Origin of the sequence: Acidovorax sp. (assembly GCF_027492855.1) — a bacterium.
In the GTDB taxonomy this organism is placed as follows: Bacteria; Pseudomonadota; Gammaproteobacteria; order Burkholderiales; family Burkholderiaceae_C; genus Acidovorax.
On the sequence record NZ_JAPUDY010000004.1, the window covers coordinates 1 to 14,019 of the forward strand.

Genomic DNA, 14,019 nt, shown 5'->3' on the forward strand with positions numbered 1-14,019 from the left:
CCAGCGTGCCGTAAGACGTCACATGCCGCAGCGGCGCGCGCAGGTCGTGCGAGACCGCGCGCAAAAACTCGTCCTGCGCGGCGGCCATGTCGGCCATCTGCTGCTGGCTGCGCGCCAGCTCGGCGCGCAGCGCCTGCAATTCGTGTTCGACAGTGACGTCCGGTGCGCTCATGGCTTGGGTTGCTTGGCGGGGCGATTCCAATTGGCGATGCTCACCTGCTTGCCGCGCGCCACGCTGAGCGCGCCGGGCTCGGTGCTCTTGGTGATGGTGCTGCCGCCACCCACCGTGCCACCAGCGCCAATGGTCACGGGCGCCACCAACACGCAGTTGCTGCCGATGTGCACGTCGGCCTCGATCACCGTGCGGTGCTTGTTGGCGCCGTCGTAGTTGGCGGTGATGGAGCCCGCGCCGTAGTTCACGCGCTCGCCCACGGTGGCATCACCCAGGTAGGCCAGGTGGTTGGCCTTGGCGCCGTCGGCCATCGTGGAGTTCTTTACCTCCACGAAGTTGCCGATGTGCACCTCGCGGCCCAGTTGGGCGCCGGGGCGCAGGCGGGCAAAGGGACCGATCAGCGCGCCCTCGCCCACCGTGGCTCCGGCCTTTTCGCCGTCGATGTGGGTGTAGGGGTGAATCACCGCGCCCGCCGCAATGCGCACGTTGGCGATGCAGCAGTGGGCGCCGATGCTCACGCCCTCGCCCAGCTCCACGCGGCCGGTGAAGACGCAGTTCACGTCGATCTCCACATCCTGCCCGCACAGCAGCTCGCCGCGCACGCCGGTGCGCGCGTCGTCGCGCACATCGAACCGCGCCGGGTCGGCCAGGCGCACGCCCTGCTCCATCAGGCCGCGCGCGGCGCGCAACTGGTGGGCGCGCTCCAGCTCGGCCAGTTGCAGGGGGCTGTTCACGCCCGCTACCTGCAGCGCATCGCTGATGCGGTGGGCCGCCACGGGCACGCCGTCGGCCACGGCCATGGCGACGATGTCGGTGAGGTAGTACTCGCCCTGGGCGTTGTTGTTGGTCAGGCGCGCCAGCCAGCCGCGCAGCAGGCGAGCGGGCACGGCCATGATACCGCTGTACACCTCGGTGATGGCGCGCTGGACATCGGTGGCGTCCTTGTGCTCGACGATGCCTTGCACGGCGCCCTGGGCATTGCGCACGATGCGGCCGTAGCCCGTGGGGTCGGGCAAGGTCACGGTGAGCAATGCCAGTTGCCCGCCTGCGCTGGCGGCCACCAGTGCGCGCAGCGTGTCGACCTGGGTCAGCGGCACGTCGCCCGACAGCACCACCACCGTGCCGTCATCGCGCAGATGGGGCAGCGCCTGCTGCACGGCGTGGCCCGTGCCGAGCTGGGGCTCCTGCCGCGCAAATTTCAGGTCAAATGTGCCTTTAGCGCTTGTGGCACCTGCACAAGATGCTTCTACTTCTGTAGCACCATGGCCGGTGATGACGATGGCGCTGCGGGCCTGCAGATGGGCGGCCTGGTCCAGCACGTGGTGCAGCAGCGGGCGCCCGGCCAGGCGCTGCAGCACTTTGGGAACGCGGCTTTTCATGCGCGTGCCCTTGCCGGCCGCCATGATGAGGATGTCGAGTGGAGTCATGGATGTCCTGGAGTTCAGTGCCCGGCAGGGTCGCTGCACGGGCGGCTCCAGGATTATCGGCTGCGCTCGCCTGGCGTGGGCGGGCAGCCAGCCCCGTCAAAAAGTCTGCGCCTTCTGACCTAGCGCAAACAACCAACAACCACTGCCTTCAAGCGCAGCAGGCGTCGCCCCAGGTGCCTTGGGCCGGTGCGCCGCCGCCAAAGGAGGCGCGGCGCCACCATGTGGCGCGGCCTGCCTCGGCTGCGGGCCGGGCCCAGCGGAATTGCACGCGCCGGTCGCCCAGGGGCTCCATCACCACCGACTGGCCTGCCGCCACGTCGAGCGTCTGCCCTGCGCACAGGAACAGGTCGCTGTTGTCGCCCAGACCATTGCCCAGCGTGACCCAGGCCTGGCCTTCGGAAATGCGCAGCGCCATGGCGGCCTTGGGCGCCAGACGGACGGCGGTGCCGGGTGCCACGGCACCCAGGCCGCCAGCGGGAGCGCCCACGGCGCGGGAAGATGATGAGAACAGGTGAAGCGATTGAGAGGTTGTCATTGCGTGCTCCGGGTAAACCCTAATAAGACCGTATGGTGCGCGGACTGCTGCGAGGCGTCCAATGAAAAGCACGGCACCTATTGATGCTTTTCTTGCATGTACCCTTCAAGCTGGCTTGCGCGGGCGTTGCAGTGCTATCCAATGCAGAGCAAACCGCGCCAGCCCCAGGGCCAGACGCCCGCCCGCTCCCGCCGCACCCACCCAGGCCGTGCCCAGGGCCCGGCCGCCCTGCGCCAGGGCCTGGCCCAGGTCGCGCAGCGGCAGCAGCACGCCACACTCCCAATCACAGGCAGTCGCAGAGGCGGTCGGGGCCGCCGCGCCCTCCCAGTTGAAGGCCACGGCACCGGCGCTGTCAGCCGCGCCCCAGGCCTCCATCACCAGGTGCTGGCCTGCTGCGACGGCGAAGCGGTCGCCAGCCACAAGCACATGGTCGGCCACGCCACGGGGCAAATCAGCAGGCAAGTCGGCGGACGATGTACCGCTGAGCGCGCTGAGCGTGAGCCAGACGCGGCCTTCGGCAATCTCCAGCACGCCGGGCTCGCGCGGGTGCAGCGACAGGGCGCGGCCGTTGGCCAGTTTCCAGCAACCGGCCGCAGAACGGCCAGCCACGGCGGCTTGGACGGATTGTTGCGATTCCAGAACGTTGCGGGCAAACATGGCAGGCTCCTTGGGTGGGTAAAAAGGCGTTTATGAGCCTGCATGGTGATCTTTCCGCCACACACAGTCCAATGAAAACGCGGTACGCTATTCATTCCAGCAGCGCATGAATCAAAACCTCCCCAGGACATCTGCCATGGCCTCTGCCGAATACGCCCCCGTCACTCTGCGCACCCGCCCCGTGGCTGCCGGCCACTGGCGCGCCTTTCTGGCCGTGGCGCGGCACCTGAACTTTCGCGCCGCCGCCGAAGAGCTGGCGCTCACCCAATCGGCCGTGAGCCGCCAGATCCAGGCGCTGGAGGAGGAGGTCGGCGTGGCGCTGTTCTTGCGCCACACGCGCGCGGTGGAGCTGACCAGCGCGGGCGCGCAGTTGCAGCGCGCCGTGGTCCCGGCGCTGGAGCGCATGGATGCCGCCGTGCGCCTGGTGCGCCAGACGGCCGGGCGGCGCAGCGTAGCGATCACCACCTGGGCGAGTTTTGCGTCGATGTGGCTGATTCCGCGCATGGAGGAGTTCCAGCGCGACAACCCCGGCATCGACATCCGCATCGACGCGAGCGACGTGCAGGTGGACCTGGAGACCTCGGACGTGGACCTAGCCCTGCGTTATGCCATGCCTGGCGGCGCCACCCAGGGCGGCACGCGCCTGTTTGGCGAACAACTGGCCGTGGTGGCCAGCCCCTGGCTGCTCAAAAGCAGCCAGCCCCTGCGCACTCCAGCCGATGTAGCGCAGTTCACCCTGATCGAGGCGGGCGACGCCCACCGTACGTGTTACCTGGAGTACCTGAGCTGGCGCCGCTGGTTTGACGCGCGCGGCCTGACCAAACTGCAGCCCCAGCGCTGGCTGTACTTCAACTACGCGCACCAGATCGTGCAGGCCGCCCTGGCCGGGCAGGGCCTGGCGCTGGCGCGTATGCCGCTGATCGCCGACGCGCTGGCGTCAGGCGACCTGGTGGAGGTGCTGCCCGGCCACCGCATCGACTCGCCCCTGACCTACTGGCTCCTGGTCGGGCCACGCAGCGCCCACAAGCCAGAGATCAAGGCGTTCTGCGCCTGGCTGCAGGCACAGGCCCAGGCCACGCGCGAGGCCATCGGCGACGTGCCAGACTCCGATTTGAACGACAACCTGGATTGAGCGATTGCTATTAATTTGATAGCTGTTTGCGCTTACCCATCAAGCGCTAGCAGCCATTTTTATTCAAATCTGCCGAGTGTTACCCGCGCAAACTTGCGCTTGCCCACCTGCACCACGTAGGTGCCAGCGGCCAGCTTCAGGCCCTTGTCGCTGACCACGCTGCCGTCCACGCGCACGCCGCCGCCGTCGATCAGGCGGTTGGCTTCGCTGCCCGAGGGTGCCAGGTTGGCCTGCTTGAGCAACGCGCCAATGCCCAGCGGGGCACCCGTGAGGCTCACTTCCGGGATCTCGTCCGGCACGCCGCCCTTGCTGCGGTTGATGAAGTCCTGCTCGGCCGCCTCGGCCGCCGCTGCGCTGTGAAAACGCGTGGTGATCTCCTTGGCGAGCATCACCTTGGCGTCCTTGGGGTTGCGCCCGCCCGCCACCTCGGCCTTGAGCGCTGCGATTTCGGCCAGGCTCTTGAACGACAACAGGGTGAACCAGTCCCACATCAACGTGTCGCTGATCGAGAGCACCTTGGCGAACATGGAGTTCGCCTCTTCGGTAATGCCGATGTAGTTGTTCTTGGACTTGGACATCTTGTCCACGCCATCCAGCCCCACCAGCAGCGGCATGGTGAGCACACACTGCGGCTCCTGGCCGTATTCCTGCTGCAAATGGCGGCCCATGAGCAGGTTGAACTTCTGGTCGGTGCCGCCCAGTTCCAGATCGCTCTTGAGGGCCACGGAGTCATAGCCTTGCAGCAGCGGGTACAGGAACTCGTGCAGGCTGATGGAGCTGCCGTCGGTGAAGCGCTGGTGGAAATCGTTGCGCTCCATCATCCGCGCCACGGTGTACTTGGCGGCCAGCTGGATCATGCCGCTGGCGCCCAGGGGCTCGCTCCACTCGCTGTTGTAACGGATTTCGGTGCGCGCCGGGTCCAGCACCAGGCTGGCCTGCTTGTAATAGGTCTCGGCGTTGGCCTTGATTTGCTCGGGCGTGAGCGGTGGGCGCGTGCTGTTGCGGCCCGAAGGGTCGCCGATCAGGGTGGTGAAGTCGCCGATCAGGAAGATCACCTGGTGCCCCAGGTCCTGCAATTGCCGCATCTTGTTGAGCACCACCGTGTGCCCGATGTGGATGTCAGGCGCCGTGGGGTCCAGCCCCAGCTTGATGCGCAGCGGCTGGCCGGTGGCCTCCGAACGGGCGAGTTTTTTCGTCCATTCGTCCTGCGGCAGCAGCTCCTGCACACCGCGCAGCGAGATCTCGAGAGCCCGTCCTACACCATCTGAGACCGGATTTGTTGTAACAGCAGATTGATTCATAAGGGTTTTTTTGGATGTCCGGGCAGCATGCGCCGCTATACTTCAGCCCACATTGCAGAGGCGGATTCTAGTGGAGCCGCCGTTTTGGCCTGAGTTCACACTCCCGCCAAATGGCTGCAGCCTGACAGTCCGTGGTCTCTGCCTTGCCCCGTACTCGCATCCGGGGGAGTGTCATGGGGCCACAATCACCCTGGGGATAGACTTTGATTCACGGCTTGACCACCGCCAGCGCTGCTTTGCTCCACCGGCTGTCCCACACGATCCAACAACACCCCAAACGCATTACCGCCGCTATTGCGGCCCTACTGCTCACAGGCGGCGGCGGCGCTTTTGCCGTGGCCTCCTTCGCACCCGATGCCGCCGAATTGCCGGTGAGCATGGTGAGCTACCCCGTCGAATCACTGGCCGAGAACCTGGTGCTGGGCGAGCTGGAAACCCCCGGCTTCTCGCTGTTCCGCTCCGAGCAGGTGCGCTCCAGCGACACGCCAGAGTCGCTGCTGCAGCGCCTGGGCGTGGCCGACCCGGCCGCCGCTGCCTTCATGCGCGGTGACTCGACAGTGCGCCAGAACGTGCTGGGCCGCTCCGGCCGCATCGTGTCGGCAGAAACCACCGACGACCACCGCCTGATCCGCCTGAAGGTGCGCTGGGCGGGCGATGACAGCGGCAGCTTCCGCCGCCTGGTCGTGGAGCGTTCGGGCGACAGCAAATTTACCTCGCGCGTCGAAACCGCGGCGCTGACCACCAGCAGCCGCCTGTCTGGCGGCATCATCCACAGCTCGCTGTTCGCCGCCACCGATGCCTCGAACATCCCCGACGCCGTGGCCGTGCAAGTGGCCGAGCTGTTCTCGGGCAACATCGACTTCCGCCGCTCGCTGCGCAAGGGCGACCGCTTCTCCGTGGTGTACGAAACCCTGGAGGCCGATGGCGAGCCCCTGTCCAGCGGCCGCGTGCTGAGCGCCGAATTCGTCAACAACGGCAAGACCCACCAGGCCGTCTGGTTCCAGGAACCCAACGCCACCAAGGGCGCCTACTACACGCTGGACGGCGAAAGCATGCGCCGCGCCTACCTGACCTCGCCGGTCGAGTTCTCGCGCGTGACCAGCGGCTTCAAGATGCGCATGCACCCCATCCTGAAGACCTGGCGCGCCCACCTGGGCACCGATTTCGCCGCCCCCACGGGCACCACGGTGCGCACCGTGGGCGATGGCGTGGTCGAATTTGCTGGCGTGCAGAACGGCTTTGGCAACGTGGTCTTCGTCAAGCACCGCAACCAGCACGTCACCGTCTATGCCCACCTGAGCCGCATCAGCGTGCACAAGGGCCAGTCGGTCGAGCAAGGCCAGACGCTGGGCGCCGTGGGCTCCACGGGCTGGGCAACGGGCCCTCACCTGCATTTTGAATTCCGCGTGAACGGCCAACACCAGGACCCGATGACCATCGTGGCCCAAAGCGAAGCTGCAGCACCCGTCTCGAAAGCCGCGCGCCCCGCCTTCGACCGCCTGGCCGCCAACATGCGCATTCAACTGTCCGCCGCAGGGCTGATCGAGCAGGCCAGCGCCAACTGAGCCCCACGCTCCCCCATACTCCGCCCGGCAGGCCATGTCCGACTGGTACATCGGCCTGATGTCAGGCACCTCGCTCGACGGAATCGACGGGGTGCTGGCCGACTTCTCGGGCCCGCAGATGCGGGTCATACACCACGCCAGTGCAGCCTTTGCGCCTGCACTGCGCGCAGAGCTGATGGCCCTCAACACCCCCGGCGACAACGAGTTGCACCGGGCCGCGTTGGCGGGCAACGCCCTGTCTCGCGCGTATGCCCAGGTGGTGCAAGAGCTGCTGCAACGCAGCGGCCTGCCCGCCAACGCCATCCGCGCCCTTGGCGCCCACGGCCAGACCGTGCGGCACCGCCCCCAGGAGTTCGACGGCACCGGCTACACCCTGCAACTGGGCAACCCTGCCCTGCTGGCCGAGCTGACCGGTATCGCCGTGGTGGCCGACCTGCGCAGCCGCGACGTGGCGGCAGGCGGCCAGGGTGCGCCACTGGTGCCCGCCTTCCACCAGGGTGTCTTCGGGCGCCCCGGCGAAACCGTGCTGGTGCTCAACATCGGCGGCATCTCCAACCTCAGCGTACTGGGCGCAGACGGCAGCGTGCTCGGGTTTGACTGCGGCCCCGGCAACGCGCTGATGGACCACTGGTGCCAGCAACACACCGGCCAGCCTTTCGACAAAGACGGCGCCTGGGCCGCCACCGGGCAGTTGCTGCCCGAACTGCTGGCTACGCTGATGCAAGAGCCTTTTCTGCACAAGCCGCCCCCCAAGAGCACGGGGCGCGACCTGTTCAATCCGCCCTGGCTGGCCACCCGCCTGCAGCACTTTGGCCAGGCGGCTCCCGCCGATGTGCAGGCCACATTAACGGAATTCACTGCCAGCGCTTGTACAGCAAGCGCAAACAGCTATCAAAAGGATAGTGCAACACTTGCTGTCTGTGGTGGCGGCGCCCTCAACACCCACCTGATGCAGCGGCTGCAGGCCGCCAGCCCATCCCTGCAGGTAATCGCCACCGACGCCCTGGGCCTGCCCGCGCTGCAAGTGGAAGCCGCCGCCTTTGCCTGGCTGGCGCGCCAGGCGCTGCACCATGCCCCCGGCAACCTGCCCAGCGTGACCGGCGCGACAGGCGCGCGGGTGCTGGGCGCGGTGTACCCAGCCTGACGTTTTCCGGCCCCCATGAAAAAACCGCCCGAAGGCGGTTTTTTTGAGTCAGCGCAAACAAACTGGTGGTGGCACCGGCAACACCTGGTGCCAACCAGCCCTCACGCCGAGAAGCTGGAGCCACACCCGCAGGTGGAGTTGGCGTTCGGGTTCTTGATGACGAACTGGGCGCCCTGCAGGTCTTCCTTGTAGTCGATCTCGGCACCCACCAGGTACTGATAGCTCATGGCGTCGATCAAGAGCGACACGCCATTCTTGGTCATGGTGGTGTCGTCTTCGTTGGTGATTTCATCAAAGGTGAAACCGTATTGGAAGCCGGAGCAGCCGCCGCCCTGCACAAAAACGCGCAGTTTCAGATCGGGGTTGCCTTCTTCGGCAATCAGGTCCGCCACCTTGGCCGCCGCGCTGTCGGTGAACAGGATCGGGGCGGGCATTTCGGTCTGGATATTTTCGGCAACAGCGCTCATGGGGTACTCCGGGTTCAGTATTTGGGGTTAATACTACTGCAAACCGCTCGGGAATTCAGATCACTGGCTGTTTGACGCCAACTTCAGTGGGGGCTTTTCTCCGACCAGCACCACCGTCGGGATCATTTGCCCCGCAATCACGGCGCCCTGGTGCATCTCCAGCGCCTTGTAGTGCACATTGCCGGTGATCTGCGCCTTGGGCTGCAGCTCCAGCAGCTCGCCGGCATGCACGGGGCCCAGCACCTGGCCGTTGATGATCACATGGTCGGCGTGGATGGCACCTTCGACACGAGCCGTCTCCGAGATGACGAGGATGCTGGGCTGGTCCGCACCCGCCCGGATATCGCCTACCACCTCACCGTCAATGCGCATGCCTTCGGAGAAATGCACATTGCCTTCGATCTTCGTGCCCTGTGCCACCAGGCTTTTGATGGGGGGCTGTTTCTTGCGCGAGAACATGGGCAGGACTCCTGAAGGGGCGGGCTTGCCCCAAGGACAAGCTGCGGATTGAATCGGAAAAAAGCCTGTGGGGCGTGGATGCGCTCCGCAAAGCTCGGGGGCGGCCCGCCCTAGCGGGCAGCGCGCGCCAATGGCCACAGCATGGCGAGGCCACCGCTACTCGATGGCCATGGCTTGCACGGCGCGGACGGTGGTCCCATCCAGCACACGCGCGGTGACAGTTTTTACCACGGCGTTGGGGGGTAGATCGAGAACCCCCTCGATACGGCGGTACTGCTTGACCTGCAGCGGCTGCCCCTGGGAGGGGCGGGTCTGCGTCCAGGGCTTGCCGTCTTGTGTGCCGGTCAGCACCAGCTCCAGGCGCCCGTTGAAATCAGGTGCATTGCGGGCGGCCTGGATCACCAGCACCTGCCAGCGCAGTTGCATGCCCCCCAACACTTCGGCCTGCAAGGCGCGGATCGCCAGGCCATCGGTTTTGGCCGCTGGGATCAGTTTTTCAAAAAACCCCAGGTCTTCGCGCAGCGTCCGGTTGTCGGCCTCCAGTTGGCGCACCTGGGCCATCAGGCTGTCCTTGGCGGCGCGCTCGGTGGCCAGCAGGCTTTCGGCGGTCAGCGCTACGGTCTGGCGCTCCTGGCCCTCGTCGCGCAGGCGGGTGATCTCTGCCTTCATTCGAAGCACTTCTTCGCGCGAGACGGTGTCCAGCCCGGCAATGGATTTGCCAAATTCGAATGCCCACAATGCCACGGCGGCACAAAAGCCCAGCACCACGGCCAGGGCCAGCCACCGAAACGGCCAGGGCATGGCATTGCGGATGGCCACCCGGGGGGCACTGATGGTCAGCCGACGGCGCAGCAGGCGAAAGCGCATAGGGTCAAAAGGCGTGTCATTGGATCTACGGCCCCAAAGAAAAGAGCGCACCATAAACGAAAAAACCGCCCAAAGGCGGTTTTTCCTGTAAAGCACTCCGAGGAATGCTTTGCAGCAGATGCCGCGCGGAGCGGCATCCGGGCAGAAACCAGGCTTAACGCTTGGAGAACTGCTTGGCGCGGCGTGCGGAGTGCAGACCGACCTTCTTACGTTCCACTTCGCGGGCATCGCGCGTCACGAAGCCGGCTTGGCTCAGTGCGGGCTTGAGCGTCGCGTCGTAGTCGATCAGAGCGCGGGTGATACCGTGGCGGGCAGCGCCAGCCTGGCCGGATTCACCGCCACCGTGCACGTTGATCTGGATGTCGAAGGTTTCGACATGGTTGGTCAACGCCAGCGGTTGCTTGGCAATCATGATCGAGGTTTCGCGGCCGAAATACTGCTGAATGTCTTTGCCATTCACAGTGATCTTGCCGGAACCCTTCTTCAGAAACACACGGGCGACGCTGGACTTGCGACGGCCGGTGCCATTGTTCCATTCACCAATCATCTCAAGGCTCCTTAGATTTCCAGCGCTTTGGGCTGCTGGGCGGTGTGGGGATGCTCTGCACCACCGTACACCTTGAGTTTCTTGATCATTGCGTAGCCAAGGGGACCCTTGGGCAGCATGCCCTTGACAGCCTTTTCCAGCGCGCGGCCGGGGTGCTTGGCTTGCATGTCGCGGAAGTTCGTGGCCGTGATGCCGCCGGGGTAACCCGAGTGGCGGTAGTACACCTTGTCCAGGGACTTGGTGCCGGTGACCTTGAGCTGGGCGGCGTTGATGATGACGATGAAGTCACCGGTATCGACGTGAGGCGTGTAAATGGCCTTGTGTTTGCCGCGCAAACGGAGAGCAACTTCGCTGGCTACTCGTCCGAGGACCTTGTCGGTCGCGTCAATCACAAACCACTCGTGCACGACCTCAGCGGGCTTTGCGCTGAAAGTAGTAGTCATGAGTTTTCTCTTGAAAAGAGGGTTTGGCGGGTCCTTTTCCACGGTCGGTGCTTCTCTTAAGGAAGCCTCTTAGGTGGCGTTTGAATCTTCGCCGCGGGACCACAAAAGCGCTGCGAAGCTCTCGATTATACGAATTTGTGCGATCCGGGCGCAAGCGGCCCGTTCAAAGCTGCGCCCAGAGCCCCCTGGGCGTTAATTGGGTGTCTGGCGGCGGCGCTGCTCATCCGCTTCATAGCGGCGGCGGTTTTCCACACAGATGGGCTGCCCGGCCTGCGATGTTTTCTGGCATTCCTGGTGAATACACATCGGGCGGGCCAGGAAGTTGGCGTCGGCGCACACCTCCTGGGGCGATGGAACACGTGGCGGCGGCGCCGGCCTGGGTCGGGGTTCGGCCACCACGGGCGGGGGCGGCACAAACACGGGCTCCTCGCGCACCACGATGGGCGCAGGCGCGGGCTCCGAAGCTACGCGCCTTGGAGGACGGGGAGGCACGCGGGGCGAAGAGGCCACCACAAAAGCCGGGGGTGCCGTGGACGCCGACGCGGACGCCGCGGCGGCAGCCCCCTCGGGTGCCACTGGCGCCACTGGCACCGAGGCATCCATCGCAGCCGGGGCCACGGCGGATGCGGCAGGCTCAGGGGCGGCGGCGGGCCGATCGGCCATCTCGGTAATGATGTCGTCGCCGGGCGCCTTGCTGCTCTGCGCCCAGCGCAAACCAGCGGCGGATGCTGCGACCACCAGCACGGCCACGACCAACCCTGTCACCAGCGGTGAACGCCGCGCGGCCTTGGCGGGCTTGCCAGGGGGGCGCACGACATCGCGCTCCAGCGCACTGGCACGCGGCTCGCCGCCGTGCCGGGTGGTCGCACCCAGCGGGCGATGATTGACCAGTTCGTCATAGCGTGAATCATCGACCGCCACCGTATCTCCGGCGTCACTGAACACACTGTCCCCAGGCTCGGCCACCACGGTGTCGGGGCCTCCCAGCATGACGGTGTCCCCGCCCATGTCCTCCTCCGGTGGGCCTTCGCCGCCTGCGTCGGCTTCCGCTTTTTCAACCTGCGCCTGAATCCCGGCCACGATCTGGGGGGCGGAAGTCACGTCCACGGTGGGCGTGAGCAGGCCGGGGCCCGGTTGGTCGGCGGGCTCGACCCAGATGTCGCCCAACCCGGCCCGGAAATCAAAATGCAGGACATCGTCGGGCGCCGATGTCATCTCCATGGTCTGCAGAAAGGCGTCGATGTTCTGGGGCCGGTCTTCGGGCCGCAGCGCCAGGGACTGGGAGATCGCTGCAACAAAAGGCGCTGAATATTCCACGCCGAACTGCCGCTTGACGGTTTTGGCGATGCGGGAGAACGACAGCATGCGGTCCCGGATGGAACGCAGGGTGGCGGGCAGCGGTGTGTCGTTGGTCAGGCAGCCGTGCATGACGGCCGCCAGCGAATAAAGGTCGCTCCACGGCCCCTGGCGCAGGTCGGAGTCATCGTCGGAATACTGCTCGATGGGCGCGTAATTCACCTTGAGCACTGCCGTGTGCTTGCGGTCCTGGTCGTTGATCGCGTACCGGGCCGCCCCCAGGTCCAGTAACACGGGCGGGCCGTTGTCCTGCAAAAAGATGTTGTCGGGCGATATGTCGCGGTGCAGGGTGTTGCCGTCGTGCAGCACGCGCAAAGCCCCCAGCACCGACCACAGAAGCTTGCGCAGCCAGATCTCGGGCGGCGGTGTGCGCATCTGCGCGCGGGCCTGCTTGAAGGTCATGCCGCTGTAGAGCGGCATGACCATGTAGGCCGTGTTGTTGGCCTCCCAGAAGCGGAACACCTTGACCAGCGACGGGTGGTCGAACTGCGCCAGCAGGCGCGCCTCGCCCACGAACGAGGCCAGCCCGGCCTGGAAGGTTTGCTGGTCGGACGAGGACCGCACCCACAGCGACTGCCCTTCGGAGCGCCCGGCCAGCGCCGACGGCATGTATTCCTTGATGGCCACGGCCCGGTGCAGGGAATGGTCAAACGCCTTGTAGACCATGCCGAACCCACCCACTCCTAGCAGCGAGAGGATCTCGAATTCGGCCAGACGGGTGCCCGGCGGCAGCGCATCGACGTGGTTGATACCACGGGCTGGGGCTTGGGGCGGGCGTTCTGTCATGGTCAAGGGACGGGCGTGCTTGCGTGTCGAAGACGGTTCAGGGGCGCAACAACGGGGCGCCAGCGCCGCCGCAGGCGCGATCATGCGGCATCACGGCCGCTGGTATCGAAACAAATAGCTAACAAATGCCGGCCTGTCTGCCAAAAACATCACGCTCATGACCAACCGGCCCGCCCGATTGTGCCGTTGACCGGAAGATACACCGGCCCCGCCGCATCCGGCGGCTGCCAAAAAGGCCGCCACACCGGCACACTCGTTACCATTGGGCCACCATGTTCAGTTATCGCCACGCCTTTCACGCAGGCAACCATGCCGATGTGCTCAAGCACACGGTTTTGATTGCCGCCTTGCAACACCTTACCGAAAAAGACGCGGCATTGACCGTGTTGGACACCCATGCGGGCGCGGGCCTGTACCGGCTGGACGGGGACTATGCCAGCACCAGTGGCGAGGCCGCCGACGGCATCGCCCGCCTTTTTGCCCCCACAACGCCCGCGCTCACCCCTGCCCTGCAGGCCTATGTGGACATGGTGGACGCCTTCAACCAGGGCAACACCCTGCGGGTCTACCCTGGCTCCCCCTTCATCACCCAGCGCCTGCTGCGTGACCACGACAAGCTCAAGCTGTTTGAGCTGCACCCCACCGACCTGCGCGCGCTGGCGGGCAACGTCGCCCAGCTAGAGGCCGGCCGCCAGGTGGCCGTGCTGCACGAAGACGGGTTTGAAGGCATCAAGAAATTTTTGCCTCCACCGGCCCGCCGCGCTTTTGTATTGTGCGATCCTAGCTATGAAATCAAGAGCGACTATGCCAAGGTGCTGGACATGACAGCCGACTCGCTCAAGCGGTTTGCCACCGGCACCTATGCGTTCTGGTACCCCATCATTCCTCGCCCCGAGGCGCATGACCTGCCACGGCGCCTCAAGACCCTGGCCACCAAGGCGGGCAAAAGCTGGCTGCACGCCACGCTGACCGTCAAGTCGAGCAAGATCACGGAAAACGCCGCAGGCGACACCAAGCGCCCCGGCCTGCCCGCCAGCGGCATGTTCCTGATCAATCCGCCCTATACGCTGAAGGCGGCCCTCAAAACCACCCTGCCGCAGATGACCGAGTTGCTGGCGCAGGACAAACACGCCACGCACACGCTGGAATCGGGCGGTTGAG

The 14,019-nt window shown here is 65.7% G+C and carries 14 protein-coding genes and 1 pseudogene; 4 read left to right on the plus strand and 11 right to left on the minus strand.

Annotated features, from left to right (window positions below):
• The 4 genes and pseudogenes from Q0105_RS00315 to Q0105_RS00330 all read right to left on the minus strand — a co-directional run.
• Positions 1-172, minus strand: a pseudogene (locus tag Q0105_RS00315) (two-component sensor histidine kinase); the annotation flags it as partial.
• On the minus strand, positions 169-1,599 hold the full coding sequence (gene glmU / locus Q0105_RS00320) for a bifunctional UDP-N-acetylglucosamine diphosphorylase/glucosamine-1-phosphate N-acetyltransferase GlmU (protein WP_298207558.1): 1,431 nt from the start codon (positions 1,597-1,599) through the stop codon (positions 169-171). The gene glmU and the pseudogene Q0105_RS00315, both read right to left, overlap by 4 nt.
• Before the next feature lie 148 nt (positions 1,600-1,747).
• Positions 1,748-2,134: a DUF2917 domain-containing protein gene (locus tag Q0105_RS00325; RefSeq protein ID WP_298207560.1), complete on the minus strand. Its 387-nt coding sequence runs from the start codon at positions 2,132-2,134 to the stop codon at positions 1,748-1,750.
• Positions 2,135-2,239: 105 nt separating this feature from the next.
• Complete coding sequence (locus Q0105_RS00330; RefSeq protein WP_298207562.1) at positions 2,240-2,791, minus strand: DUF2917 domain-containing protein; 552 nt, start codon at positions 2,789-2,791, stop codon at positions 2,240-2,242.
• Positions 2,792-2,927: 136 nt separating this feature from the next.
• Here Q0105_RS00330 and Q0105_RS00335 point away from each other — a divergent pair, with 136 nt between their 5' ends.
• Positions 2,928-3,923: a LysR substrate-binding domain-containing protein gene (locus Q0105_RS00335; protein ID WP_298207564.1), complete on the plus strand. Its 996-nt coding sequence runs from the start codon at positions 2,928-2,930 to the stop codon at positions 3,921-3,923.
• Positions 3,924-3,982: 59 nt separating this feature from the next.
• Here the strand turns inward: Q0105_RS00335 and tyrS are convergent, their stop codons facing one another.
• Positions 3,983-5,224 carry a tyrosine--tRNA ligase gene (tyrS, locus tag Q0105_RS00340; RefSeq protein WP_298207568.1) on the minus strand — a complete coding sequence of 414 codons (1,242 nt, stop codon included), beginning with the start codon at positions 5,222-5,224 and terminating at the stop codon, positions 3,983-3,985.
• 203 nt (positions 5,225-5,427) lie between these two features.
• On the opposite strand from tyrS, the gene Q0105_RS00345 reads away from it, so the two are divergent.
• Together Q0105_RS00345 and Q0105_RS00350 are read left to right on the plus strand one after the other, a co-directional pair.
• Positions 5,428-6,789, plus strand: coding sequence for a M23 family metallopeptidase (locus Q0105_RS00345; RefSeq protein ID WP_298207570.1), 1,362 nt, complete (start codon positions 5,428-5,430; stop codon positions 6,787-6,789).
• 34 nt (positions 6,790-6,823) lie between these two features.
• The gene (locus Q0105_RS00350) at positions 6,824-7,933 is read left to right on the plus strand and encodes an anhydro-N-acetylmuramic acid kinase (protein ID WP_298207572.1); all 1,110 of its coding nucleotides are present in this window, start codon (positions 6,824-6,826) and stop codon (positions 7,931-7,933) included.
• A gap of 101 nt (positions 7,934-8,034) precedes the next feature.
• Here Q0105_RS00350 and erpA read toward each other — a convergent pair whose 3' ends face one another.
• The 6 genes from erpA to Q0105_RS00380 form a co-directional block, all read right to left on the minus strand.
• Positions 8,035-8,400 carry an iron-sulfur cluster insertion protein ErpA gene (erpA, locus tag Q0105_RS00355; RefSeq protein WP_298207574.1) on the minus strand — a complete coding sequence of 122 codons (366 nt, stop codon included), beginning with the start codon at positions 8,398-8,400 and terminating at the stop codon, positions 8,035-8,037.
• 60 nt (positions 8,401-8,460) lie between these two features.
• Positions 8,461-8,859, minus strand: a complete 399-nt coding sequence (locus Q0105_RS00360) for a polymer-forming cytoskeletal protein (RefSeq protein WP_298207586.1) — start codon at positions 8,857-8,859, stop codon at positions 8,461-8,463.
• A 156-nt stretch (positions 8,860-9,015) separates the two neighbouring features.
• A complete protein-coding gene (locus tag Q0105_RS00365; protein WP_298207590.1) occupies positions 9,016-9,726 on the minus strand; it encodes a DUF6776 family protein in 711 nt (236 codons plus the stop codon).
• Between the two features lie 154 nt (positions 9,727-9,880).
• Positions 9,881-10,273: a 30S ribosomal protein S9 gene (gene rpsI / locus Q0105_RS00370; RefSeq protein WP_011804080.1), complete on the minus strand. Its 393-nt coding sequence runs from the start codon at positions 10,271-10,273 to the stop codon at positions 9,881-9,883.
• A gap of 11 nt (positions 10,274-10,284) precedes the next feature.
• The gene (rplM, locus tag Q0105_RS00375) at positions 10,285-10,716 is read right to left on the minus strand and encodes a 50S ribosomal protein L13 (RefSeq protein ID WP_056414298.1); all 432 of its coding nucleotides are present in this window, start codon (positions 10,714-10,716) and stop codon (positions 10,285-10,287) included.
• Between the two features lie 192 nt (positions 10,717-10,908).
• Positions 10,909-12,858: a serine/threonine-protein kinase gene (locus tag Q0105_RS00380; RefSeq protein ID WP_298207613.1), complete on the minus strand. Its 1,950-nt coding sequence runs from the start codon at positions 12,856-12,858 to the stop codon at positions 10,909-10,911.
• Between the two features lie 272 nt (positions 12,859-13,130).
• On the opposite strand from Q0105_RS00380, the gene rlmJ reads away from it, so the two are divergent.
• Positions 13,131-14,018 (plus strand): 23S rRNA (adenine(2030)-N(6))-methyltransferase RlmJ, encoded by an 888-nt coding sequence (rlmJ, locus tag Q0105_RS00385; protein WP_298207615.1) that lies wholly within the window; start codon positions 13,131-13,133, stop codon positions 14,016-14,018.
• Position 14,019 lies beyond the last annotated feature (1 nt).